Source organism: Nocardia sp. CDC159 (assembly GCF_023740735.1).
GTDB classification, from domain to species: Bacteria; Actinomycetota; Actinomycetes; order Mycobacteriales; family Mycobacteriaceae; genus Nocardia; species Nocardia pulmonis.
The window spans coordinates 152851-176620 of sequence record NZ_JAMRXH010000014.1; the positions used below are offsets into that span (position 1 = coordinate 152851).

At 69.1% G+C, this 23770-nt stretch carries 22 protein-coding genes and 1 tRNA gene; 12 read left to right on the forward strand and 11 right to left on the reverse strand.

The annotated features are described in order from the left end of the window. Positions 1-85 precede the first annotated feature (85 nt). From NDR87_RS27205 to NDR87_RS27225, 5 genes are all read left to right on the forward strand, one after another. Positions 86-156: transfer RNA gene (locus tag NDR87_RS27205), tRNA-Gln, on the forward strand. A gap of 92 nt (positions 157-248) precedes the next feature. Further along, positions 249-1739 (forward strand): bifunctional UDP-N-acetylglucosamine diphosphorylase/glucosamine-1-phosphate N-acetyltransferase GlmU, encoded by a 1491-nt coding sequence (glmU, locus tag NDR87_RS27210; RefSeq protein WP_251916002.1) that lies wholly within the window; start codon positions 249-251, stop codon positions 1737-1739. After that, on the forward strand, positions 1736-2716 hold the full coding sequence (locus tag NDR87_RS27215; protein ID WP_251916004.1) for a ribose-phosphate diphosphokinase: 981 nt from the start codon (positions 1736-1738) through the stop codon (positions 2714-2716). The genes glmU and NDR87_RS27215 overlap by 4 nt, the downstream gene beginning before the upstream one ends. A gap of 111 nt (positions 2717-2827) precedes the next feature. Then, the gene (locus tag NDR87_RS27220; protein ID WP_251916006.1) at positions 2828-3151 is read left to right on the forward strand and encodes a hypothetical protein; all 324 of its coding nucleotides are present in this window, start codon (positions 2828-2830) and stop codon (positions 3149-3151) included. Between the two features lie 105 nt (positions 3152-3256). Further along, positions 3257-3892, forward strand: coding sequence for a DUF2461 domain-containing protein (locus NDR87_RS27225; RefSeq protein WP_251916007.1), 636 nt, complete (start codon positions 3257-3259; stop codon positions 3890-3892). Between the two features lie 33 nt (positions 3893-3925). Here the strand turns inward: NDR87_RS27225 and egtD are convergent, their stop codons facing one another. The 4 genes from egtD to egtA form a co-directional block, all read right to left on the reverse strand. Further along, entirely contained in the window at positions 3926-4897 is a 972-nt protein-coding gene (gene egtD / locus NDR87_RS27230) for an L-histidine N(alpha)-methyltransferase (RefSeq protein WP_251916009.1), read from the reverse strand. Further along, complete coding sequence (locus tag NDR87_RS27235; protein WP_251916012.1) at positions 4894-5931, reverse strand: ergothioneine biosynthesis protein EgtC; 1038 nt, start codon at positions 5929-5931, stop codon at positions 4894-4896. Before NDR87_RS27235 ends, egtD begins: the two co-directional genes overlap by 4 nt. Beyond that, complete coding sequence (gene egtB / locus NDR87_RS27240) at positions 5931-7271, reverse strand: ergothioneine biosynthesis protein EgtB (protein ID WP_251916014.1); 1341 nt, start codon at positions 7269-7271, stop codon at positions 5931-5933. Before egtB ends, NDR87_RS27235 begins: the two co-directional genes overlap by 1 nt. Before the next feature lie 70 nt (positions 7272-7341). Beyond that, positions 7342-8628, reverse strand: coding sequence for an ergothioneine biosynthesis glutamate--cysteine ligase EgtA (gene egtA / locus NDR87_RS27245; RefSeq protein ID WP_251916016.1), 1287 nt, complete (start codon positions 8626-8628; stop codon positions 7342-7344). 200 nt (positions 8629-8828) lie between these two features. Between egtA and NDR87_RS27250 the strand changes: the two genes are divergently transcribed. Next, positions 8829-10004 carry an aminotransferase class V-fold PLP-dependent enzyme gene (locus NDR87_RS27250; RefSeq protein WP_251916140.1) on the forward strand — a complete coding sequence of 392 codons (1176 nt, stop codon included), beginning with the start codon at positions 8829-8831 and terminating at the stop codon, positions 10002-10004. 4 nt (positions 10005-10008) lie between these two features. On the opposite strand, the gene pth is transcribed toward NDR87_RS27250, so the two are convergent. The 3 genes from pth to NDR87_RS27265 form a co-directional block, all read right to left on the reverse strand. Further along, the gene (gene pth / locus NDR87_RS27255; protein ID WP_251916018.1) at positions 10009-10590 is read right to left on the reverse strand and encodes an aminoacyl-tRNA hydrolase; all 582 of its coding nucleotides are present in this window, start codon (positions 10588-10590) and stop codon (positions 10009-10011) included. A 21-nt stretch (positions 10591-10611) separates the two neighbouring features. Continuing rightward, on the reverse strand, positions 10612-11226 hold the full coding sequence (locus tag NDR87_RS27260; RefSeq protein ID WP_251916020.1) for a 50S ribosomal protein L25/general stress protein Ctc: 615 nt from the start codon (positions 11224-11226) through the stop codon (positions 10612-10614). Positions 11227-11439: 213 nt separating this feature from the next. Then, positions 11440-12099 carry a 1-acyl-sn-glycerol-3-phosphate acyltransferase gene (locus tag NDR87_RS27265; protein WP_251916022.1) on the reverse strand — a complete coding sequence of 220 codons (660 nt, stop codon included), beginning with the start codon at positions 12097-12099 and terminating at the stop codon, positions 11440-11442. A gap of 269 nt (positions 12100-12368) precedes the next feature. Here NDR87_RS27265 and NDR87_RS27270 point away from each other — a divergent pair, with 269 nt between their 5' ends. From NDR87_RS27270 to NDR87_RS27280, 3 genes are all read left to right on the forward strand, one after another. After that, complete coding sequence (locus tag NDR87_RS27270) at positions 12369-13685, forward strand: dicarboxylate/amino acid:cation symporter (protein WP_251916024.1); 1317 nt, start codon at positions 12369-12371, stop codon at positions 13683-13685. Positions 13686-13701: 16 nt separating this feature from the next. Continuing rightward, positions 13702-14265, forward strand: coding sequence for a TetR/AcrR family transcriptional regulator (locus NDR87_RS27275; protein WP_251916027.1), 564 nt, complete (start codon positions 13702-13704; stop codon positions 14263-14265). 168 nt (positions 14266-14433) lie between these two features. Further along, positions 14434-16014 carry a peptide chain release factor 3 gene (locus tag NDR87_RS27280; protein WP_251916142.1) on the forward strand — a complete coding sequence of 527 codons (1581 nt, stop codon included), beginning with the start codon at positions 14434-14436 and terminating at the stop codon, positions 16012-16014. On the opposite strand, the gene NDR87_RS27285 is transcribed toward NDR87_RS27280, so the two are convergent. Next, positions 16011-16535 carry a nuclear transport factor 2 family protein gene (locus NDR87_RS27285; protein ID WP_251916029.1) on the reverse strand — a complete coding sequence of 175 codons (525 nt, stop codon included), beginning with the start codon at positions 16533-16535 and terminating at the stop codon, positions 16011-16013. The two genes, NDR87_RS27280 and NDR87_RS27285, sit on opposite strands and share 4 nt — an antisense overlap. 69 nt (positions 16536-16604) lie before the next feature. After that, positions 16605-17483 (reverse strand): DUF4393 domain-containing protein, encoded by an 879-nt coding sequence (locus tag NDR87_RS27290; RefSeq protein WP_251916031.1) that lies wholly within the window; start codon positions 17481-17483, stop codon positions 16605-16607. A gap of 273 nt (positions 17484-17756) precedes the next feature. Here NDR87_RS27290 and NDR87_RS27295 point away from each other — a divergent pair, with 273 nt between their 5' ends. Together NDR87_RS27295 and NDR87_RS27300 are read left to right on the forward strand one after the other, a co-directional pair. Beyond that, on the forward strand, positions 17757-19076 hold the full coding sequence (locus tag NDR87_RS27295) for a hypothetical protein (protein ID WP_251916032.1): 1320 nt from the start codon (positions 17757-17759) through the stop codon (positions 19074-19076). Further along, positions 19064-19888, forward strand: coding sequence for an Abi-alpha family protein (locus NDR87_RS27300; protein ID WP_251916034.1), 825 nt, complete (start codon positions 19064-19066; stop codon positions 19886-19888). The genes NDR87_RS27295 and NDR87_RS27300 overlap by 13 nt, the downstream gene beginning before the upstream one ends. A 31-nt stretch (positions 19889-19919) precedes the next feature. Here the strand turns inward: NDR87_RS27300 and NDR87_RS27305 are convergent, their stop codons facing one another. Beyond that, a complete protein-coding gene (locus tag NDR87_RS27305) occupies positions 19920-21716 on the reverse strand; it encodes an ABC-F family ATP-binding cassette domain-containing protein (protein ID WP_251916036.1) in 1797 nt (598 codons plus the stop codon). A 221-nt stretch (positions 21717-21937) separates the two neighbouring features. On the opposite strand from NDR87_RS27305, the gene NDR87_RS27310 reads away from it, so the two are divergent. Beyond that, on the forward strand, positions 21938-22795 hold the full coding sequence (locus NDR87_RS27310) for an LLM class flavin-dependent oxidoreductase (protein ID WP_251916038.1): 858 nt from the start codon (positions 21938-21940) through the stop codon (positions 22793-22795). A 1-nt stretch (position 22796) separates the two neighbouring features. On the opposite strand, the gene NDR87_RS27315 is transcribed toward NDR87_RS27310, so the two are convergent. Further along, entirely contained in the window at positions 22797-23729 is a 933-nt protein-coding gene (locus NDR87_RS27315) for a 4-(cytidine 5'-diphospho)-2-C-methyl-D-erythritol kinase (RefSeq protein ID WP_251916040.1), read from the reverse strand. Positions 23730-23770 lie beyond the last annotated feature (41 nt).

The window sequence follows — 23770 nt, forward strand, 5'->3', positions numbered from 1 at the left end:
TTCGACGTTTGGCGCTGAGCATGCGAGGATCATTCGCGCGTGCCGTGGCGCAGCGGCGGATCCGATCGGGCCGCCGATGTGACAATCCGCCGTAGTGTAATGGCAGCACCACTGATTTTGGTTCAGTTAGTCCAGGTTCGAGTCCTGGCGGCGGAGCTCGGGGGCGCAGGCGTATATCGTTGGTCCGCGCCCGACCAGCCCGACCACGACAGCCCAGCAGCACGATGACAGGCAGCCGAGGGAGATCCATGCCACAGCAGACCGCCGTCGTCGTTCTCGCCGCCGGTGCCGGAACCCGAATGCGGTCCAAGACCCCCAAGGTGTTGCATTCGCTCGCCGGCCGCAGCATGCTCGCCCACGCGCTGCATGCGGCGAACGAGATCGACCCCGCGTACCTGATCACGGTCATCGGTCACGATCGGGAGCAGGTCGGCGCGGCGATGAATTCGGTTGCGGCGGAACTCGATCGCGAGATCATCGCGGCGGTTCAGGAGGAGCAGCTGGGCACCGGACACGCCGTGCAGTGCGCGCTGTCGGCGGTGCCGGACGATTTCACCGGCGATCTGCTGGTCACCTCCGCCGATGTGCCGCTGCTCGACGGCCACACACTGCAGGCGTTGCTGGCCGATCACCGCAGCTATCCGGAGCGCTCAGCGGTGACCGTGCTGACCTTCGTGCCCGATGACGCCAATGGCTACGGCCGCATCGTGCGCGACGCCGAGGGACATATGCTCGAGATCGTCGAGCACGCCGACGCCACCCCCGAACAGGCCGCCATCACCGAAGTCAATTCGGGCGTCTACGTTTTCGACGTGACCGTGCTGCGCACCATGATCGGCCGCCTGACCACCGCAAACGCCCAGCACGAGCTGTACCTGACCGATGTGCTGAAGCTGGCGCGCGAGGCGGGCCATCCGGTGCACGGCGCGCGGCTGGTGGACGCCAACAAGGTCACCGGCGTCAACGACCGGGTACAGATGGCCCACGCCGCGCGCACCCTCAACCGCTACATCCTCGAACGCCACATGCGGGCCGGTGTGACGGTCATCGATCCGGCCTCGACCTGGGTGGACGCGGGCGTGCGGATCGGCCGCGACGCGGTCCTGCGGCCGGGCGTGCAATTGCTCGGCACGACGATCGTCGGCGAGGACGCGGAGGTGGGTCCGGACAGCACGCTGACCGATGTGGTGGTCGGCGAGGGCGCGAAGGTGATTCGCACGCACGGCGAAGGCGCGACCATCGGGCCGGGCGCGACCATCGGGCCCTTCGCCTACCTGCGGCCGGGCACCGTCGTGGGCGAGTCCGGCAAGCTCGGGGCATTCGTCGAGTCCAAGAATGCCACCATCGGCGCGCACTCCAAGGTGCCGCATCTGACCTACGTCGGCGACGCGACCATCGGTGAATACAGCAACATCGGCGCGTCCAGCGTGTTCGTCAATTACGACGGCGTGCACAAGCACCACACGGTCATCGGCTCGCACGTGCGAACCGGCAGCGACAACATGTTCGTCGCGCCGGTCACCGTGGGTGACGGGGCTTATACCGGGGCGGGTACTGTGCTGCGTAGAAACGTTCCGCCGGGGGCGCTTGCCGTGTCGGGTGGAGCACAGCGCAATATTGAGGGCTGGGTGCAGCGGAACCGACCCGGAACCGCTGCGGCGCAGGCGGCGGCCGAGGCGATCGCGGCCAATGACAGGGCGAGTCAGGCAACCGAGCAAAAGGATGGCAACAAAGAGTGACCGCGTTCTCGACCGATAACCAGAAGAACCTGATGCTGTTCTCGGGACGCGCTCATCCCGAGTTGGCCGAACAGGTCGCGAAGGAGCTCGACGTCTCCATCACTCCGCAAACCGCCCGCAATTTCGCCAACGGCGAGATCTTCGTTCGGTTCGAGGAGTCGGTGCGCGGTTCGGACGCCTTTGTGATGCAGAGCTTCCCGGCGCCGCTCAACGAGTGGCTGATGGAACATCTCATCATGATCGACGCGCTCAAGCGCGGTTCGGCCAAGCGGATCACCTCGGTCCTGCCGTTCTATCCGTATGCCCGCCAGGACAAGAAGCACCGCGGCCGCGAGCCCATCTCCGCCCGCCTGGTCGCCGACTTACTCAAGACCGCCGGTGCCGACCGAATCATCACCGTCGACCTGCACACCGATCAGATCCAGGGCTTCTTCGACGGCCCGGTAGATCACATGCACGCGCTGGTGCAGCTGTCGGAGTACGTGCGACAGCACTACACCCTCGACAACATCACCGTCGTCTCGCCCGACGCGGGCCGCGTGAAGGTAGCCGAGAAGTGGGCCGACGCGCTCGGCGGCGCCCCGGTCGCGTTCATCCACAAGACCCGCGATCCGCTGGTGCCCAACCAGGTCAAATCGCACCGCCCCGTCGGTGACGTCGACGGCCGCACCTGCATCCTGATCGACGACATGATCGACACCGGTGGCACCATCGCCGAGGCGGTGCGCGTGCTGCGCGAGGCCGGGGCCGGTGATGTGGTGATCGCCGCCACCCACGGCATTCTGTCCTCCCCCGCGGCCGAGCGCCTGGCGGCGTGCGGCGCCAAGGAGGTCATCGTCACCAATACGTTGCCGATCACCGAGGACAAGAAGTTCCCCACGCTGACGGTGCTGTCCATCGCGCCGCTGCTGGCGCGCACGATCCGCGAGGTGTTCGAGAACGGCTCGGTCACCGGGCTGTTCAACGGTTCGGCCTAACCGCCTCCCGCCCAAGATCCACCGCCCCGTCGGAGTTATCCGGCGGGGCGGTTCGGTTGTAGCGTATGTAGTAGCTCGCGGTGAGCTGGCCTGCGGAGAGAGGTGGGCATCATGGCCGACGAACGCTACGAGGACAACCGGCTGACGGACGAGGTGTTCGAGATGGGCGATGACGACAGCGAGAATCTCGACTACGACCTGGGCGACGACGAACAGGCCGACGAGGTTCGCGAATACGAGCGCTACATCACCGACCCGCCCGACGATCTGGTCATCCGCTATCACGAGAACGACGACACCGGCCGCCTCGGGATCACCCGCGAACTCGACCAGGAATGGACCCGCCGCCGCCATCGCGACGAGGAACTCGCCGAGGACGAACGCCCGGCCGAGGTGGCGGCCATGGAGATCGTGGAAGAGCCACAGGACCTCTGAGCCGTCAGAGCCGTCAGGGCAGCACGAGGCAGGGTTCCCAATACCTTTCGCTCCGAGCGCGGTACCGGGGTGCCCCGGGCCGCGCCCGCGCGCTAGGTTGGGCGGATGAGCGGATTCACCGGCTTCCCGCTGGCCGGGCTCGACTTCTACGAAGATCTCGAGGCCGACAATTGCAAGGCGTTCTGGACGGCGAACAAGCACATCTACGACAAGGCCGTGCGCGAGCCGATGGTCGCGCTGTGCGCGGAGCTCGAGGCCGACTTCGGCACTGCCAAGATCTTCCGGCCGTATCGGGACGTGCGCTTCGCCGCGGACAAGCGGCCCTACAAGGACCATCAGGGCGCGGTCGTGCACACCGCGCCGGGCGTCGGCTGGTATGTGCAGATCGGCGCCCCGGGGCTGTTCGTGGCGGGCGGGATGTACGCGGCCACCCCGGAACAGCTCGCGCGGCTGCGCACCACCATCGATGACGAGGTGCGCGGCCACGAACTCGAGCAGATCCTCGCCGGGCTGGCCGCCGCCGGTTACACCATCGGCGGCGAACAGCTGAAGACTCGACCCAAGGGCTTTCCCGCCGACCATCCGCGCATCGACCTGCTCCGCCACAAAGCACTGGTGGTCAGCAGGGAATTCGGCGCCCCCGACTGGCTCGAAACCCCCCGCGCGGCACAGGAGATTCGCCAGTCGTGGGAGACCCTGCGCCCGGCCGTGGAGTGGTTGTCGGCGGTGGTCGGAAACTAGCCGACGCCACACCGCGGGCCGAACGCCCCGGGTTCACCGTCGCTCGGCCAACAGCAGCGCGAACCGTTCGGCGGGGTCGGTCCAGATGCGTTCGGTCGCGAAACCGGCGGACTCCAGTTCCGCGGCCAGGCCGTCCGTGCGGAACTTGGCGGAGATCTCGGTGCGCATCTGCTCACCCGCGGCGAATTCGACCGTGAGGTCGAGGTCGGCGACGGTGACCGTCATATCGCGGGTCGCCTCGAGCCGCATTTCGATCCACTCGTTCTCGGCATCCCACAGGGCGACGTGCGCGAAGGCCTCGGGGTCGAAGTCGGCTCGCAGCCGGGAGTTCAAGACGTAGAGCACATTGCGGTTGAACTCAGCGGTCACCCCGGCGGCGTCGTCGTAGGCCGGGACCAGCACGGCGGGATCGATGACCAGACCCGCACCGAGCAGCAGCTGCTCGCCCGGTTCGAGGACCTGCTGGATGCCGGAGAGGAATGCCGCGCGCTCGGCGGGGACCAGATTGCCGATGGTGCCGCCGAGGAAGGCGATCATGCGACGGCCGCCGCCCGGAAGGTTGTGCAGGGTATCGGTGAAGTCGCTGACCACGCCGTGCACCCCGAGCCCCGGAAACGCGGCCGCGATCTCGGCGGCCGCACCGCGCAGCGCCGCCGCGGAGACATCCTGCGGCACATAGGTTTTCAGGGGCCCCTCGGCGCCAAGCGCGTCCAGCAGCAGTTTGGTCTTCTCGGCCGATCCCGCACCCAGTTCGACCAGCACCTCGGCCTGGGCGATCCGCGCCACCTCGCCGACCACCTCCCGCAGCAGCGCGCGCTCGGTGCGGGTGGGATAGTACTCGGGCAGCTGGGTGATGGCCTCGAACAGTTCGCTGCCCCGCGCGTCGTAGAACCACTTGGGCGGCAACGACTTCGGCGATGCGGTCAGCCCGGCCCGGGCATCGGATCGCAGCGCGGCCGTCAGGTCGTCGTCGGTTAGATGGATCTCCAGCGTCGGTGCGGTCATGAACGGGCCCTTTCGGATTGCTCGAGTTCGAGGGATGCGACGGACAGCTCTCCCGGCCGCGCCGTCACCAGCCGTCGGTCGGGAATCGCCCGCCAGCGCGGATCGTCGTCATAGGGTTCGGAGGCCAGAATCGCCACCTCATCGGTGACGAGGGCCGACAGCGCGTGGTGAACCGTTGTGGCCCACAGTGTTTCGCCGTCGCCGAGCAGGAGGTTCAGCCGTGCCGTGGGCGAATGCCTCAGCACGGCCAGCGCCACCTGTCGCAGCATAGATTCCGGCCGATCGGAATCGGCCGCGGGTGTCGCCCCGTTCCGCCCGCCCGTGACCCGGCCGTCGTCACCACCCGCACGCGCCACCGCGGGGTCGGTGGCGCGGCTCGATCCGCCGGTCACCAGGGCGTGGGCCTTCGGCTCCGCAATGCCGATACCGGGCCGACCGCGATCATCGTCGCGCTCCAGCAGGTGTCGCAGGACGACCCACAGGGCGGCTGAGTCGGTGCGGGATTCGGCCTCGAGCAGCGACGGCGAGTCGAATTCCGTGGCGACGGCGGTGAGCACACGTTGCCAGTCCGGGATCGCACCGTTGTGGCTGAAGGCCCAGCGGCCATGGGCGAATGGGGCGCAGGCCGTGCGTTCGACCGGCATGCCGACCGTCGCCGAGCGCACGGCCGCGAGGACCGCGGGGGAACGCAACTGCGGCAGCACCTCGTCCACCGCGGGGTCGGTCCAGATCGGTGCGGCATTGCGATATCGGCTCACCACCAACGGCTCCGACGCCGCGATGGCATCGGCCCCGCCACCCGATCCGCGCGCATCGGTCGGGCCGCCGTGTGCCCGCGTGCCGACGTTTCCCGTCTCCGGCGACGCCGCGGCGGCGGGAATCCACCACGCCACGCCGAAGCCGTCGGCATTGATGGTGCCGCCGCCACGCATATCCCGCGGGGCCCACGCCTGAGTGCGCAGCGAATGCGGGCCGCGGGTGAGCAACGCGCCCACCGGAATCGGTGCGCCGAGATAGCCGAGGTGTCGGCACATCAGCGCTCGTCCGGATGCAGGTCGCGGGCCAGGCGGAAGCCGGAGAAGATCTGGCGGCGAATCGGATGATCCCAATTGCGGAAGGTGCCGCGGCAGGCGACCGGGTCGGTGCCGAACGAACCGCCCCGCAGCACCTTGTAGTCGCCGCCGAAGAACACCTCGGAGTACTCCCGGTACGGGAATGCCTCGAAACCCGGATACGGCTCGAATCCCGATGCTGTCCACTCCCACACGTCGCCGATCAGCTGATGCACGCCCGCCGGGGAGGCGCCGGCCGGATAGGCCCCGATATCGGCCGGTTCCAGATGGCGCTGGCCCAGATTCGCGGTCGACTCGTCCGGCTCGGCATCGCCCCACGGGTAGCGGCGGGAGCGGCCGGTGGCCGGATCGAACCGGGCCGCCTTCTCCCATTCCGCCTCGGTGGGCAGTCGCTTACCCGCCCAGTTGGCATATGCCTCGGCCTCGAACCAGCACACGTGCACCACCGGCTGCTGCGGCCGGATCAGTCGCATGGTGCCGAAAACCCTACGCCACCAGCGGTTGTCGCCATCGCGCTCCCAGAACTGGGGCGCGACCAGACCCGCCTGCCACCGATGCGCCCAACCCCGCTCGGACCACAGTTCTCGGCGTTCGTAGCCCCCGTCGGCCATGAAGGCCAGGTACTGGGCATTGGTCACCGGCGCGGCATCGATCGCGAAGCCGGGCACATGGACCGGATGCGCGGGCCGCTCGTTGTCCAGCGCCCACGGATCGGTCGAGGTGCCCATCTCGAATTCACCTGCGGGAACGACGATTTCGTCCGCCACCGCGACCCGCGCCGGCGGGGCGGGCGGGGCGGACAGCGCCGCCCGGCCCACGCGCAGCTGGTGGGTGGCCAGCATGGTCTCGTCGTGCTGCTGCTCGTGCTGGACGATCATGCCGAAGGCGAAGCCGCCGTCGATCAGCCGAGAACCGCGTAACCGGTTGTCGGCCAGCACATCCCACACCTTCTGCCGGACGGTGCCGACATAGTCGCGGGCCTCGGCCGGGTCGAGCAGCGGCAGGGCCGGGCGGTCGGCGCGGGGATGCTGGAACGCGTCGTAGAGGTGGTCGATATCGGCGCGCACGGGCTCGCGCCCGCCCACATCACGCACCAGCCACAGCTCCTCCTGATTGCCGATATGGGCCAGATCCCAGACCAGCGGGCTCATCAGCCGGGAATGCTGCGCCACCAGTTCGGCCTCGTCCAGGCAGTCGGTGAGGGTGGCGGTGCGCGCCCGCGATCGGGCGAGCACCCGGGCGATCCGCTCGCGTAGCCGTTCGGTCTCGGCACGATCGGTGCCGGTGAGATGGGTAGTCATGAGCACGCTCCGAAGTGATCGAACAAGGATGCGAAGTGCACGCCGCGCGGTCGCGGCGGACCGGCGACGGTCACGCTCCGGCCCTGTCGCTGCTGGATGCGGCCTCGCCCGTGGGCATGCGGCCGCCGCTACACCGGCGCGCGGCCGCGCCCAGCTGATCCGCCGCCGCCGGTGAGCGGGCGTGATCGGCGGCGAGGGTGAGCAGTTCCACCGCGACCGAACGGATTTCGGGATCGGCCAGTCCGCAGCGGGCCGCCTCCAGCCACGCGCCCGCGACCGGCGCCGCGACCCGGGTGGCCTCCGCGACCACCGCCCGGCTCGACAGCAGGGCGTCGAGGGCGTGGATCGGAGCCGTCCACCCGTCACCCGGCTGCGCGTCGAGGTAGCGCACCTCCAGATGCCCGGCGGCCCGCACCGGCGGGAACACCGTGGTCAGGTGGTAGTCCAGATCGGCGGCGTCGGGGCGGCGGCCGACCTCGTCGTCGAGGGCGCCGCACAGCCAGTCGGCGAAGGTCGCCCCGGGCGGGGCCGCCCAGTCCGCGACCGCGTCCTCGGCCCGGCGCACGCACAGCAGCGGCACATCCAGTACCCAGCGCGCGTAGTCGGCGATCGGATCGGCCCAGTGCCGCACCGGCGGGCGGGTGCGGGCATTGTCCAGCCGCAGCCAGGCCCGCATGCGCTGCGAGGCCCAGGCGCCCACGGGGGCGCCGTGCAGGCGGGGCGAGCAGGCGAAGGCCGCCAGCAGGGCGGGACCGACGGTATAGAGCGCGGTCCAGCGGGCCGCGATCTCGGCGGGATCGGCCCCGGCGTCGACGCTGACCTGCGTGGCCGCCGTATTGCACATCATCAGCTTGCCGAACGGGCCGATACCGGCGAAGGCGTGTTCCATGGCTCGATAGCGCGGCAACTGCAGCAGGCGCTCGGCCCGGCGGTCGGCATCGGCGGCCGCCGAACGGATTGCGATGGAACGAGATCGGAGCAGACGCTCCAGCTGGCGGGCGTCGGCCCGCAGGCGCTCACACAGCTCGGCCGCATCGCCGAACGGGGCGCTGGAAAGTTCGACCTGCCCACCGGGTTCGATGGTGACCCGGCTGCCCCCGGGAAGTGGCAGGGCTGGGGAATCGGGGGCGATGGACCGCGGCGCATACGGTCCGAGTGCGTCGGCCAGCGGGGCCAGGCCGGGACGCGATCCGGGCGCCGACGGCTCGTCCTGCGCGGTGAGCCACTCGAGTTCGGCGCCGATGAGCGCGGGTGGGCCCTGTTTGAAGCAGACGCCGCCGACATACGCCTCCACGGCTGCCCGGGAGGAGAAGTCCGCACCCGTACCCGAAGGTGCCCGCACCGCCGTTACTGCCATGCCAACCTCCGAAGGGCTATTTGCACCGACCGAACCAGGGTAGCGGCGGGAACCGACAACAAATCCGGCCAAATCGTGACGAACTCGGCGACGCCGATGCGTCGCCGCAGGTCACCGGGTAACGAAAGAGATTCCAAAAATCCCCGGACCCCTCATTCGTCCCATCTTCTATCGTCGGTGGGGTGCTCGATCAGACACGCCTGCGCGCGGACATACCCGCCTACGCCGACCGCACCCGCCCCTCGCCGGTCTTCCTCGACAGCGCCGGATCCTCGCTGCCGCCCCGGATCGTGCTCGACACCGTGATGGCACATCTGCGTCGCGAGGCCGAGGTCGGGGGCTATCGAGCGGCGAACGAACGCCTCGACGACCTGGCCGCGGTGAAGTCCGCGATCGGCACGCTGATCAATGCCGATCCCGCGACGATCGCGTTGAGCGACAGCGCCTCTCGCTCCTGGGCCGATTTCTTCTACTCGGTGCCGCTGTCGCCCGGTGACCGCATCCTGGTCTCGGGCTCCGATTACGGCAGCAATGCCATCGCCGCGCTGCAGCGGGCCCGGGCCACGGGCGCGGTGGTGGAGGCGATCCCCAGCGACGGCTCCGGGCAGATCGACGTCGAGGCGCTGGCCGGGCTGCTCGATGAGCGAGTCAGGCTGGTGTCGCTGGTGCACGCCCCCACCAACGGCGGGCTGCTGAATCCGGTCGCCGCGGTCACCAAGCTCGCGCACGAGGCGGGTGCGCTGGTATTGCTGGACGCCTGCCAGTCGGCCGGACAGGTCCCGCTCGACGTGATCGAATTCGGCGTCGACGCGCTGTCGGCGACCGGGCGCAAGTGGCTGCGCGGCCCGCGTGGCACCGGATTCCTCTACGTGCGACCGGAATTGGCGACCACGATGGAACCGCAGCGGCTGGATCTGCACAGCGCGGAGTGGACCGGACCGGCCGAATACCGGCTCGCGCCCGACGCCAGCCGATTCGAGTTCTGGGAGTGCGATGTGGCCGCGCGGCTGGGTCTGGGCGCGGCCGTGCGCTATCTGCTGGACCTGGGTCCGGAGCAGGTCTACGCGGCCGTCGCCGCCAATGCCGAGCACCTGCGCGCCGAGCTGCCGGGAATTCCCGGCGTCACGGTGCGCGACCTCGGCATCCGCCACAGCGGCATCGTGTCGTTCACCGTCGCGGGCGTGCCGTCCACCGCGGTCCGCGATCACCTGGCCGAGCAGAACATCACGGTCACCGTCAGCCACGCCCGCTCCACCCTGCTGGATATGTCGGCCCGACGGTTGGACTCGGTCGTGCGCGCCTCCCCGCACTGTTTTGTCACCACCGCCGAACTCGACCGCTTCATCGCCGCGGTGGCGAAGCTGAGCCGCGGGTGAACCGTCAGTGCAGTTGGTTCTGTGCCGGTTCCAGGCCGACGCGGAGTAGCAGTTCGACGGCGTCGGCGGCCTGTTCGACGAAGACCGGGAGGTCCTTGCGCTCGGGGGTGGAGAAGGGTTTGAGGACGAAGTCCGCGGGGTCCTGGCGGCCGGGCGGGCGGCCGATACCGAAGCGGACGCGGAGATAGTCCTTGGTGGTCAAAGCGCTGGAGACGGAACGTAATCCGTTATGTCCGCCCTCGCCGCCGCCGCGCTTGAGGCGGATGGCGCCGAAGGGGAGGTCGAGTTCGTCGTGGACGACGATCACCTCGGTGGGCGGGACGGAGAAGAAGCGGGCCAGCGCCGCGACGGGGCGGCCCGAGACATTCATGTAGGAGCGCGGTTTGGCCAGCAGCACCTTGCGGCCGTCGAGGCGGGCCTCGAGCAGATCCGCGCCCGATTTCTTGTGCACGGTGAAGCGACCGCGGACGCGCTCGGCGAGCACGTCCACGACCATGAAACCGACATTGTGCCGGGTGCGCTCGTATTCGGCTCCGGGATTACCCAGTCCGACCACGAGCGCGGGCCCGGCGTCCGATGCGGTCATCGAGAGATGGTGGGCGCCGGACTATTCGGCGCTCTCGCCCTCGGCGCCCGCGGCGGCCTCGCCCTCACCCTCGGCGGCGGGCTCCTCGGCGGACGGCGCCTCGATGATGTTGACGATCAGCGCGTCGGCATCCCCGGCCAGGGTGACGCCCTTGGGCAGCGGGATCTGGCCCGCGAGGATCTGGGTACCGGCCTCGGCGCCCTCGATGGAGATCTCGATCTGCTCCGGAATGTGCAGGGCCTCGGCCTCGATGGACAGCGTGGTGGTGTCCTGGGTGACCAGGGTGCCCGCGGCGGCCTCACCGGTCAGGGTGACGTTCACGTCGGCGGTGACCTTCTCGCCGCGGCGCACGATCAGCAGATCGGCGTGCTCGATGTAGCGGCGGATCGGGTGCACGACCACCGACTTGGTCAGCGCCAGCTGCTTCTTGCCCTCGATGTCGAGGTTCAGCACGGCGTTGGTGCCGTGCTCACGCAGGATGGCGGCGAACGCCTGGGCGTTGACCGACAGATGCTTGGGGGCCTCGCCGTGGCCGTACAGCACGGCCGGAACGTTGCCGTCGCGGCGAGTGCGGCGCGCCGCGCCCTTGCCGAACTCGGTGCGGACGGTGGCTTCGAGGACGCTGACGTCGGACATGACAGATAACTCCTACGGCTTTCCGGGCGGTCTGCAACAGTGGCCAGGGTCTGCCCTGGCGAATGGGGTCTGCTCGTCGGGCGAAGACCGAACGCAGACGGCCGAAAACCGGGCCGCGTCGATCACGGTGAGCACAAAGCGTCTCACCCTCGCCGAGACAACCCGAAGAGAATAACACGCACGACCAACTCCCCCGAACCGCCACCCCGCCCGTCAGCGCCGCTCGCCGAAGGTGGCGGCATAGCGGTTCACATAGCGGCGCCCGGAGCGAGCGGCCAGATCCAGCATGAGCGCGTCGGTGGCCGCGCGCACGGCCGGGCGATCGGCGGGCGGGAAATAGCGGGGGCGGCCGAAGGAGATGCGGACCCGCGCGAAGCGCAGGAAGCGGCGGCCGCGCGGGTTGACCCGATCGGTGCCCGACAGCGCGACCGGGACGACCGGGGCCCCGGTCCGCATCGCCACCCGGATCACACCCGTGCGCCCGCGATAGATACGACCGTCAGGCGAGCGGGTCCCCTCGGGATGGATGCCCCAGATGCCGCCGGATTCGAGGATGCGCTCGGCCGCGGCCAGGGCATCGGCCGCGGCGCTGCCGCCGCTGCGGTCGACGCGCACCTGACCCGTGGCCGTCATGACCCAGCGGTGGCACCGCCCGCGCCAACCGGATGCGGTGAAGTACTCCTGCTTGGCGATGAAGGTGATCCGCCGGGGCAGCACCAGCGCGAGGTACAGCGAGTCGATGGCGGCCAGGTGATTGGCGGCGATGATCACCGGCCCGTCGGCCGGAACATGCCGCAGCCCTTCGACTTTCGGTCGGCCGAGCAGTCGCAGCAGCGGGCCGATCAGGACGTACTTCAGCAGCCAGTACCACATGGGAAACCTCCGACGATTGGACGTAGACATTGTCTACTCGATCGCGTAGACAATGTCTACCGATAGGGGTGGTTCCACCCGCGACTGTTTCGGTCCGGACATATCGCCTACTCTCGATATGTTGTGAACTTCTCTGTGACGTTCGTGCACCTGGTGGCCAGGCTGCACGTGGATTTGGGACGGCTGGCCGCGCAGCTCTGTCGCTGAAGCGCGCCCCGGGCCGCTTCGGCCCGCTATCCGAAACCTCTTCTCGTCTGGAGCTGTTCGTCATGTCCTCCTCGATTTCGCCTGCCCGCGTGCTGAATCCGGTGCGCTGGTCGTTCGGTGTGCAGATCCTGCTCGGCCTGGTGGTCGGCGTCGCCGCCGGTTTCATCGCCCGCACCTGGGATATCGCCTGGCTCGCCGCCACTTTGAAGCAGGTCGGCGGCATCTTCGTACAACTGCTCAAGCTGGCGGTGCCGCCGCTGGTGTTCACCGCGGTGCTGGTGAGCGTCGCGGGCCTGCGGCACGTCACCAATGCCGCGCGGCTGGCCGGGCGCACGCTGCTGTGGTTCCTGGGTACCTCGCTGATCGCGGTCGCGGTCGGCATCGCGCTCGGCCTGATCACCAATCCCGGTCACGGCGTGAATCTCTCGCTGACCGGCGCGAAGGAACCGGAGACTCGGGGCGGCTGGACCGACTTCCTCACCGGCATCGTCCCGACCAATGTGGTGGGCGCGTTCACCGGCGGTAATGTGCTGCAGCTGGTGTTCCTGGGCCTGGTCTTCGGCATCGCGGCGCTGAAACTGGGCGAGGCCGCCAAACCCGTTCTGACCCTGGCCGAATCAGTGCTCGACCTCGTGCAGAAGGCGCTGTGGTGGGTGATCCGCCTGGCCCCGATCGGCACGGCCGGACTGATCGGCAAGGCCGTGGCGAGCTACGGCTGGGATCTGCTGCGCCCCCTGGCCACCTTCGCCGCGGCCGTCTACCTCGGCTGCTTCATCGTGCTGCTGGTGGTCTACCCCGCACTGCTGCGGCTGGTCGCCGGGGTGAACCCGATTCGCTTCTACGCCAAGGCCTGGCCCGCCATCGAGCTGGCCTTCGTATCCCGCTCCTCGATCGGCACCATGCCGCTGACCCAGCGCATGACGACCGAAAGGCTCGGTGTCCCCGGCGAATACGCCTCGTTCGCGGTGCCGTTCGGGGCCACCACCAAGATGGACGGCTGCGCGGCGGTGTATCCGGCGCTCGCGGCCATCTTCGTCGCCCAGCTCACCGGCACCGAACTCGGCATCCGCGACTATCTGCTGATCGCCTTCGTCTCGGTGGTCGGCTCGGCCGCCACCGCCGGGCTCACCGGCGCGATCGTCATGCTCACCCTCACCCTGTCCACCCTGGGCCTGCCGCTGGCGGGTGCGGGTCTGCTGCTGGCCATCGACCCGATCCTGGACATGATCCGCACCGCCACCAATGTCGCGGGCCAGATGGTGGTGCCCGTGCTGGTGGCCAAGCGCGAGGGGATTCTCGATCAGGAGGTATTCGACGGCCCGGCCCCGTCACTGACCGACCGCGCGACCGAACCGCAGGCGGTGCCCGCTCCGGCGTAGGGCGACAATGACCCGCATGGGAGTCCAGGAGTCGCTGCGGGAACGGCTGGTGAGCACCGGCGTCGACCTGCTCGAGCAGGTCGGCGCGGGCCAGCTCGGGCTGCGGGCCATCGCGCGGGAGGCCGGGGTCTCGCACGGCGCGCCGCGGCGGCACTTCCCGACCCACCGGGCGCTGCTGGCGGCGGTGGCCGCGCGCGGATTCGCCGATCTGCGACGGGAATTGGGCGCCCGGACCGACCGCGATCCGCGCGCCCGGGTCGAGGCGATCGCGCTGGAGTACGTGCGCTTCGCCCGGGAGCGGCCGGAGATGTTCACCCTGATGTTTCGCCACGACCTGCTGGAGGGCTCGGGGGAGAATCTGCGCGGCCGGACGCTGCCGATCTACCGCGAATGGACCGAGCTGATCGGCGCCTGCGTCCGCGCGCGGCCGGACGAACCGGCCCTGCAGCTGTGGGCGAATCTGCACGGCATCGCCACCCTGGTCGCCAACCGCAGCCTCGAGCTGATCTCCCCCGAGGCCGATGTGGCGGAGCTGGTTCGCGCGGCCGTGGCCCGACATCTCGACGCGGAACGCGGCTGAGAACAGGGGTCCAGTACCCTGGACCGGTTGCCGAGCCGCGAAAAGGAGTCCCTTCCCGTGAATTCCCCGACAGACAATGTCGATGCGGCGTCCGCGGGGCCTTCCGTGGTTACGCAGGCTGCCGCCTCCAGGCCCGTCGCTACCGCCGGGGCGACCACGTCCGCACGGTTGGCCGAGGAGATCGCGCGGCGGCGCACGTTCGCGGTGATCTCCCATCCGGACGCCGGTAAGTCCACGCTGACCGAGGCGCTGGCGCTGCACGCCAAGATGATCTCCGAGGCGGGCGCGATCCACGGCAAGGCCGGGCGCCGCTCGACCGTCTCGGACTGGATGGAGATGGAGAAGGCGCGCGGCATCTCGGTCAGCTCGACCGCGCTGCAGTTCGAATACGGCGACTGCGTGATCAACCTGGTCGACACCCCGGGCCACTCGGACTTCTCCGAGGACACCTACCGCGTGCTGACCGCCGTCGATGCCGCGGTCATGCTCATCGATGCGGCCAAGGGTCTGGAACCGCAGACGCTCAAGCTCTTCCAGGTGTGCCGCCACCGCGGCATTCCGGTCATCACCGTGATCAACAAGTGGGACCGGCCCGGCCGCGCGCCGCTGGAACTGCTCGACGAGATCAGCGAGCGCATCGGCCTCACCCCGACCCCGCTGTTCCTGCCGGTCGGTATCGCCGGGGACTTCCGGGGTCTGCTGCGCCGCGGCGCCGAGGGCGCGCCCGTCGAATACATCCACTTCACCCGCACCGCGGGCGGTGCGACCATCGCGCCGGAGGAGTCCTACACCCCCGAGCAGGCCGAGGCCCGCGAGGGCGAGCCGTGGACCACCGCGGCGGAGGAGAGCGAGCTGCTGTCGGCCACGGGCCAGGACCACGATCAGGAACTGTTCCTGGCCGGGCAGACCTCACCGGTCATCTACGCCTCGGCCATGCTGAACTTCGGCGTGCGGCAGCTGCTGGAAACCCTCGTCACCCTGGCGCCCCCGCCCGGCCCGCGCCGCGATGTGCGGGGCGAGCCACGCGATCCGTCGGATCCGTTCAGCGCGGTCGTGTTCAAGGTGCAGGCCGGGATGGATGCCGCGCATCGCGACCGGCTGGCGTTCATGCGCATCGTCTCCGGCGAGTTCGAACGCGGCATGGTGGTCACGCACGCCCAGACCGGGCGGCCGTTCGCGACCAAATACGCGCTGACCGTCTTCGGCCGCGAGCGATCCACCGTCGACACCGCCTATCCGGGCGATGTGGTCGGACTGGTGAACGCGACCGCGCTCGCGCCGGGCCACACGCTGTTTCTGGATCGCAAGGTCGAATTCCCGCCGATCCCGTCCTTCGCCCCGGAGCATTTCGCGACCCTGCGTGCCCGCAGCGCCGGTAAGTACAAGCAGTTCCGTAAGGCCATCGACCAGCTCGACTCCGAGGGTGTGGTGCAGGTGCTGCGCAACGACACTCGCGGCGACGCCTCGCCGGTGCTGGCCGCGGTCGGTCCGATGCAGTTCGAGGTGGTCAGCGCCCGGATGCAGGCGGAGTTCAATGTCGAGACGCAGCTGGACTTCCTGCCGTATCAGCTGGCCCGGCGCACCGATGCCGAATCCGCGCCGGAGCTCGATCGCCAGCGCGGGGTCGAGGTGTTCACCCGCAGCGACGGCGTACTGCTGGCCCTGTTCAGTGATAAGTGGCGGCTGCAGTACCTCCAGAAGGAAATGCCGAAGCTGACCTTGGAACCGCTGGTGGCCACGGCCGATTAGCCCATGGTCTCGGCCGCGTCCGGCGGCGGGCCCTCCCCCTCCGGCTGCATGCCCGGCTCCCGGGCGATCAATCCCCAGCGGCTGGAGGTCAACCGCAGGCTGGGCAGATCCGATAACGAGAGCACGACCTCGTAGGTGCGCTCGTAGCCGGTGTGGGCAATGCGCCAGCGACCGTCGTCGCAGCGAACGTAGCGGTCGGTGTAGAACGCGGCCCCGCGCAACAGCATGTTGTGGCCCGGGATGAGCACGGTGTCGGCCAGATACCAGGTGCCGGTCGCAGCGTCGCCGTCGACGTCGATCTCCGGATGGTCGCAGCGGTGTTCGGTGATCACGTGCGGGCCGAGGGTGTTGCGCATGAACGCCAGAAACGCGTCGCGCGATTCGAACTGCAGGTACTCGCTGTAGGTCGCGGTCGCCTCCGGGATCATGGTGTCGGCGAACTCGTCCCAGGACTTGGTGTCGAGTGCCCGCAGATACCGGAACTTCAGCCGGCTGATCGCGGAGACGGCGTCGGAGTCCATACTTCAACAATCCCACCCGATGCCGAAGATTCGCGCGGATCGGGAAATTTGTATCAGATCGCTATCGGATCAACTTCCGTTGATCGTGAAGCAGGTCTTGCAGAAGTCCTCGCCGAACTCGGTCAGGCGCAGGCTCTTTCGCACGATCTTGGGCGCCCGCCCGGCCTGCTTCAGGGCGGACTCGACGATCGGCTGCACCTCGAGCACCATGTAGCGGCTCAGCACCACCGGATCGTCGGAGGTGATCATCAACCCGAGCCGGTTGAGATTGATCAGATACAGCCGGGCCCGATCGGGATAGCGCACCCCGGCCTGTTCGGGCACCGAGGTCAGATCCCCGGCGACCAGCTCCGAACCGATGCCCAACGGGCGGTTGGTCCGCACGTCCACCGACGGTTGCGGCCCGTTCAGCGCCATGAAGCGCAGGATGCGGGCCTCGTCGGGGGCGATCTGGTCGAGGATGCGGTCGTAGGCCGGATGCACGTCCTCGGTGAAGTACACATCCGCCGACCGGGCGAGCAGCGCATCGCCGCGGCGGCGCAGATCGTCGAGCGTGCCCGAGCGGACATAGCCCGCGGTGAGGGCGGCCTGCTGATTGTTCTGACCGTTGGTGGGGACATAGCTGACGATCTCGCGGACCGAACCCTCGGTCACGCCGAGGATGTTGCGGGCCACCGACTGCAGGGCGGCCCCGGCCCGCTCGGCGATGTCCGCGGAGGATTCGCCGTCCAGCGCCGCCTGGGTGATCTGCTTGCCGACCTCGTAGGTGGTGCCGACCGCCCACTGCCCACCCCGTACCGCGGTCCCCGCGGCCAGTCCGGCCGCGCGGAAGACCCCGCGAATCAGGCGGGCCTCGTTGCTGATCTGCCGTTTCTCCACATCCGAGCTGCGTTCCACCGCACGGGAACCGGGTCGGACCACATCCTGTCCGGTCCTGTCGTCTGCCACGTCCTTCTCCGATATCCAGGTGAGCGCGGGTGCTCACGCATAGTCGCCGCCGCCGATGTGGTGAGGGTCATTCTTCCGGTACCCGCAGCGTGAGCGCGACATTCCGGACCCGCGTGTGACCGAAGTCTCCCATTCGGGGCCGCGGTGAACCAGATCCCTCGCCAGAATTGGACCGGTTTCCAGAAACCACAGTAAGGTCCAGCGTGCCGACGGGGTACGTTGAAGTGCCGGTGTGGCGGCGGTCACCGGTAATGGGGTCGGCAGGAGGGTGTCGTGCTGGAGAGTTTGTTTCATGTCGCCCCGAACTGGTGGCTCGAACTGATCACCATCCCCCTGTTCACCGGAGTCATCGGATACATCACGAACTGGACCGGCGTCTTGATGTTGTTCAAGCCGATCCGCTTTCACGGTATCCACGTGCCGGGTTTGCGATGGTTGTTCCCCTATCTCCCGAAGCGAATTCAGGTGCTGCCCCTACTGCAGTGGGACGGGCGGATGGGCTGGCAGGGCATCGTGCCCTCGCGGGCGGACAAGATGGCCTCCATAGCGGTGGACAAGGGCCTGGCCAAATTGGGCAGCGTCGCCGACTTCTATCGGGAGCTGGAGCCGGACGCGCTGGCCGAACATCTCACCGCGATCGCGGAGGAACAGATCCGCGACATCGTCGAGGAGATCGTGATCCGGGAGCATCCGCAGCTGTGGTTCAACCTGCCCAGCCAGATCCGGGAGATGGTGCACGAGCGGGTGCGCCAGCAACTGCCGGACATCCTGCGCGAGCTCACCGAGGAACTGGGCAACAACATCGAACAGCTGCTCGACGTCAAGCAGATGGTGATCCGCTACTTCCAATCGCGGCCGCAGTTGTTGAACATGGTGTTCCAGGTGCTCGGCGCGAAAGAACTGCGGTTCATGCAGAATTTCGGTTTCTACTTCGGTGCGCCGATGGGTGTGGTGCTGGTGTTCATCCTGCACTGGTTTCCGCATCCGCTGCTGGTGCTGCCGATCGGCGGGGTGATCATCGGCTGGGTGGTCAACTGGATCGGCATCAATTTGATCTTCGAGCCGGCGTACCCGAAATGGTGGTGCCCGTGGCGGCAGGGTTTGCTGATCAAACGGCAGCCCGAAATCACCGAGGGCTATGCGGATTTGGTGGCCAGCCAGATCATGACCGTCGCCAATATCGGTGACGAGTTGCTCAACGGACCACGCTCGGACCGGACGATGCAGGTACTGGAGGACACCCTGCGCCCGGCCACCGATCGCGCACTGGGACCGGCGCGCGGCGCGCTGAAATTCATGATCGGCAGCCGCGACTACGAGACGCTGCAGACCCGATTCGCCGACGAGGCAAAGAATCTCGCGCCGGTGGCCTTCGCCGATCCGGCGTTCAACGCCCAGCAGAGCAAGTCGGTGGGCCAGTACATCGCCAAGCAGATGGCCGCGCTGTCGCCGCCGGACTTCGTGGACATGCTGCGTTCGGCCATCAAACAGGACGAGTGGCTTTTGTTCGTGCATGGCGGCGTGTTGGGCCTGTTGGCCGGTTACGCTCATATCCTGATCTTCGGAACAGGAGTAGCCCCATGGCCGTGGTGAACGACCCGGACGACGAAAGTCGCGGGTATTCCACCGAACTGGTGCCCAGGCCCACCACCGACCTCGCCCTGCGCACCGCCGGTCCGGTGCGCACCGCGGCGGGGGTGGTGTGGGTGGCGGTGTCCGCGGTTTCGGAGGTGACGGCCTGGGGGCTGGGGACCGCGGTGGGGATCACCGGAACCGTGGTGCGCGGCAGTATGACCGGGCGGCCGACGCGCGATGTGCTGGCCGAAGCCGGTGAGCAGGTACGGGATTCGGTGCGCCGGGTGCTCGGGATTCCGGCCGCGGCCGAGGAACCGAGCGCGTCGCCCGGGACGCCGAGCCTGCGCGAGCGCGGGGCCGAACTGCTGCGGCGCTCGGCGAGCGTGCACGACGGCGACGACGACCATCCCGCCTTCGCGCGCATCCTCACCGAGCTGGCTCCCGATGAGGCCCGCATCCTGCGCCACCTCTATCTCGACGGCGCGCAACCCTCGCTGGACGTCCGGACCGGCCGCGCCCCGAGCTCCGGCGCCTCGCGAATGCCCATGGGTTTCACCATGATCGGCGAAGAGGCCGCGTTGCGCTTTCCGGACCGGACGGACATCTACCTGACCAACCTGCGCCGCCTGGGCCTGGCCGACTGGCTGCGCGAGCCGCTGGACAACCCCACCCGCTATCAGTTGCTGGAATCCCAGCACGAGATCCGAAAGCTGCTCAAGCGCGGCGGCTTCGGCACCAAGGTCTTCTATCGCAGCATCGCGCTGACCGGCTTCGGCACGGACTTCGTGCGCACCTGCCTGCCGGTTCCGCCACTGGATCAAGCCCTGTGAGCGGCGCCGCGCCCGGATGGCGCGGCACCCGTCAGACCGTATCGGCCAGTTCCAGCCAGCGCTCCTCGGTGGACTCCTTCTCGGCCTGAACCTGTTTGAGCTCCGCGCCGAGGGTCACGAGTTTGTCCGGGTCGGTCGCGGCCTCGGCCAGGGCCGTGTGCAGGCGTTCCTCGCGTTCGGTGAGCTTTTCCAGGGCTCGTTCCAGCTTGGCGAGTTCCTTGCGGGCGGCGCGGTAGGTGGCCGAATCCGTAGCGGGGGCGGTGGGATTCGCGGGTGCGGCGGCCGCCGGGCGGCGGGCGGGCTCGATGAGCGCCCGGCGGCGGCGCAGGTACTCCTCGATGCCGCCGGGGAGGTTGGTGAGCTGGTGGTCGCCGAACAGGGCCCAGGTGGAGTCGCAGATGCGCTCGATGAGATAGCGGTCGTGGCTGATGACCACCAGGGTGCCCGCCCAGCCGTCGAGGAGGTCCTCCAGCTGCTGCAGGGTGTCGATATCGAGGTCGTTGGTGGGCTCGTCGAGCAGCAGCACGTTGGGCTCGCCCATCAGGATGCGGGTCAGCTGCAGGCGGCGGCGCTCGCCGCCGGACAGATCCCCGACCGGGGTGCGCTGCTTGGCGGGGGTGAAGCCGAGACGTTCGGCCAGTTGGCCCGCCGAGATCTCCTTGTCGCCCAGCATGGTTCGCTCGGCAACCTCGGAAACCGCCTCCAGGACACGCATATTGGTCGGTAGATCGTCGAGTTCCTGGCGCAGCCAACCGATTCGGACGGTCTGGCCCTGCACACGCTTACCGGCGGCCAACTCCGCGTCACCGGCCAGCGCACGCAGCAGCGTGGTCTTCCCGGAACCGTTCACCCCGACCAGGCCGACCCGCTCCCCCGGCGCCAGCCGCCAGGTCAGATCGCGCACCAGCTCGCGGCCGTCGGGTGTGGTCAGCGTGGCGTCCTCCAGCTCGATCACCACCCGGCCCAGGCGCTTTCGCGCGAAGGAGGCCAACTGCACGGTGTCGCGCGGCGGCGGCACATCGGCGATCAGCGCCTCGGCGGCCTCCACCCGATAGCGCGGCTTGGAGGTGCGGGCCTGCGGCCCACGGCGCAGCCAGGCCAGCTCCTTGCGAGCCAGATTGCGCCGCCGCGCCTCGGTGGCGTCGGCCTGGCGGGACCGCTCGGCGCGGGCGAAGATCCAGTCGTTGTAGCCGCCCTCGTAGCTTTCCACCTTGCCGCCCACCACCTCCCAGGTGCGGGTGGCGACGGTGTCGAGGAACCAGCGGTCGTGGGTCACCACGACCAGGGCGCTGCGGCGGGTCAGCAGATGTTCGGCCAGCCACTGCACACCCTCGACGTCGAGGTGGTTGGTGGGCTCGTCCAGGACGAGCAGATCGAGTTCACGCACCAGCGCCGCCGCCAGGGCGACCCGGCGGCGCTCACCACCGGAGAGATTGGTGACCGAGGTCTGCATGCCCAGATCGGCGATCCCGATCCCCTCGAGCACACTGCGGATGCGCGGATTGGCGGCCCATTCGTGCTCGGCCACGCCGTCGGTGCGGGCATCCTCGGCCAGCCCCGCGAGCACGACCTCGCCGACCGTCGCACCGTCCGGCAGCACACCGCGCTGGGTCACCACGGCCATGCGCAGACCGTTCATCCGGCTCACCCGGCCGCCGTCGGGCTGCTCGATACCGGTCAGCACCTCCAGCAGCGTCGTCTTACCGCCGCCGTTGAGACCCACGACCCCGATCCGCTCGCCCTCCTGCACACCGAGCGAGACGTCGTCCAGCAACGGCGTGATGCCGAAGCTCTTGTGGACTTGTTCGAGATTGATCAGGTTCGCCATAAATCCTCGGTGTCGTCGATTCGTGCCTCAGCCAGGGTACTGGGACGCGGCCGAGCCTCGATCCGTGCGCTCGTTTTGCCAACGCCGACCGCCTGCCCTAGATTGACCTCAATCCAAACGGAGCTCTCCAGAAGTATTGCCGCAGAGCGGGAGCCCAGCCTCGACGAACGAGGCCCGGAGTGGGCGGCGTGATTTGCCATACCCACTCGATGGAGGATTCCATGCGTATCGGCCTCGGCCTTCCCATTGCCGAACCGACCCTGCTGTCCGAATGGGCTCGCCGCGCCGACGCGGGCCCGTTCGCCACCCTCGGCCTGCTCGACCGACTCGTCTACGACAATCCCGAACCGCTGGTGGCGCTGGCCGTGCTCGCCGGTGTCACCGAGCGGGTGCAGTTGCAGACCGAGGTGCTCCTCGCACCGCTGCGCGAACCCGCCCTGCTGGCCAAACAGGCCGCCACGCTGGACCGCATGTCCGGCGGACGGCTGGTGCTCGGCCTCGGTGTCGGCGGCCGCGCCGACGATCACGAGGCCGCCCGCACCGAACTGCGCACCCGCGGCCGCCGCCTGGACGAGCAGATCGCGCTCATGCGCAGGCTCTGGGCCGGTGAACCCTACAGCGACAGCTGCGGCCCCATCGGCCCCGCGCCCCACGGTGGCCACGCCCAGCCCGGTCCGGAACTGCTCTTCGGCGGATTCCAGCCCGCCGCACTCGACCGGGTCGGCCGCTGGGGCGGCGGCTTCCTGTGCGCCGCTGCCCCCGACTGGGCCGACGACCTCATCGAGACCGCCCGCCAGTCCTGGGAGCGTCACGACCGGCCCGGCCAGCCACGCATCGTCGCCCAGGTGAATGTCGCCCTCGGCCCCGACGCCCTGGTCGAGCAGGCTCGCGGCGCCATGCGCGCCTACTACGGCTTCAGCGGCCGCGCCGACCACATGGTCGACGGCATGCTCACCACGGGCGCGCAAATCCGCACGGCCATCGCGCAATTCGAGGGCCTGGACGCCGACGAGCTCATGCTCTACTGCTACGGCACCGATCCCGACCAGGTGGATCGCATCGCCGACATCCTCGACTGAATCAGGCGCGGGGGGTGGGGTCGCCGACCACACGGGCGCCGGGCACCGGACCGGTGGCCGTGCGGACGCTGCGGCACACCCCCGCACCGGACAGTTCCGCCGAGACCGCGACGGCCGCGGATTCGTCGGCGCACAGGAAGGCGCAAGTGGGACCCGAACCGGAGACGATCCCGGCGAGCGCTCCCGCCTCGACGCCCGCGCGCAGGGTGCGGCGCAGTTCGGGTTTCAGGGACAGGGCGGCGGCCTGAAGGTCGTTGCCGAGCAGCGGGGCGAGCTGGTGCGGATCGCCGGAGGCCAAGGCCTGCAACAGTTCCTGCGGCTCGCCCAGCCGCGGCGGGTCGCCGTGTTCGCGCAGCCGGTCGAGTTCTCGGAAGACCGCCGGGGTGGACAGGCCGCCCTTGGCCAGCGCCAGCACCCAGTGAAAGCTGTTGCGGGACAACACCGGAAGCAGCTTCTCGCCCCGGCCCCGACCCAGCGCGGTGCCGCCGTAGAGCGCGAAGGGCACATCGCTGCCGAGTTCGGCCCCGATCGTCGCCAGCTCGTCGCGGGTCAGCCCCAGATCCCACAGCTCGTTCAGGCCGACCAGCGCCGCGGCGGCATCGGCGCTGCCGCCCGCCATCCCGCCCGCCACCGGAATACCCTTGCGGATCGCGATCTCCACCAGGGGCGCGCGGCCGCCCAGATGTGCCAGCCGCACCGCCGCCTGCCACACCAGATTCGTGCGATCGATCGGCACCTCCGCCGCACCCTCACCACTCACGCGCACCGCGAGCGATCCGGCGGGGGCGATCTCCACGTCGTCGCTCAGCGACAGCGCCTGGAACACCGTGGTCAGCTCGTGATAGCCGTCCGCGCGAACCTCACCCACCCCGAGGTGCAGGTTCACCTTCGACGGCGCCCGCACGACCACGGGGCTGGGCACAACTGAAAGCACGAGCCCCAAGCGTAATGCGCACACCGCGCCAGTGCGGCAGG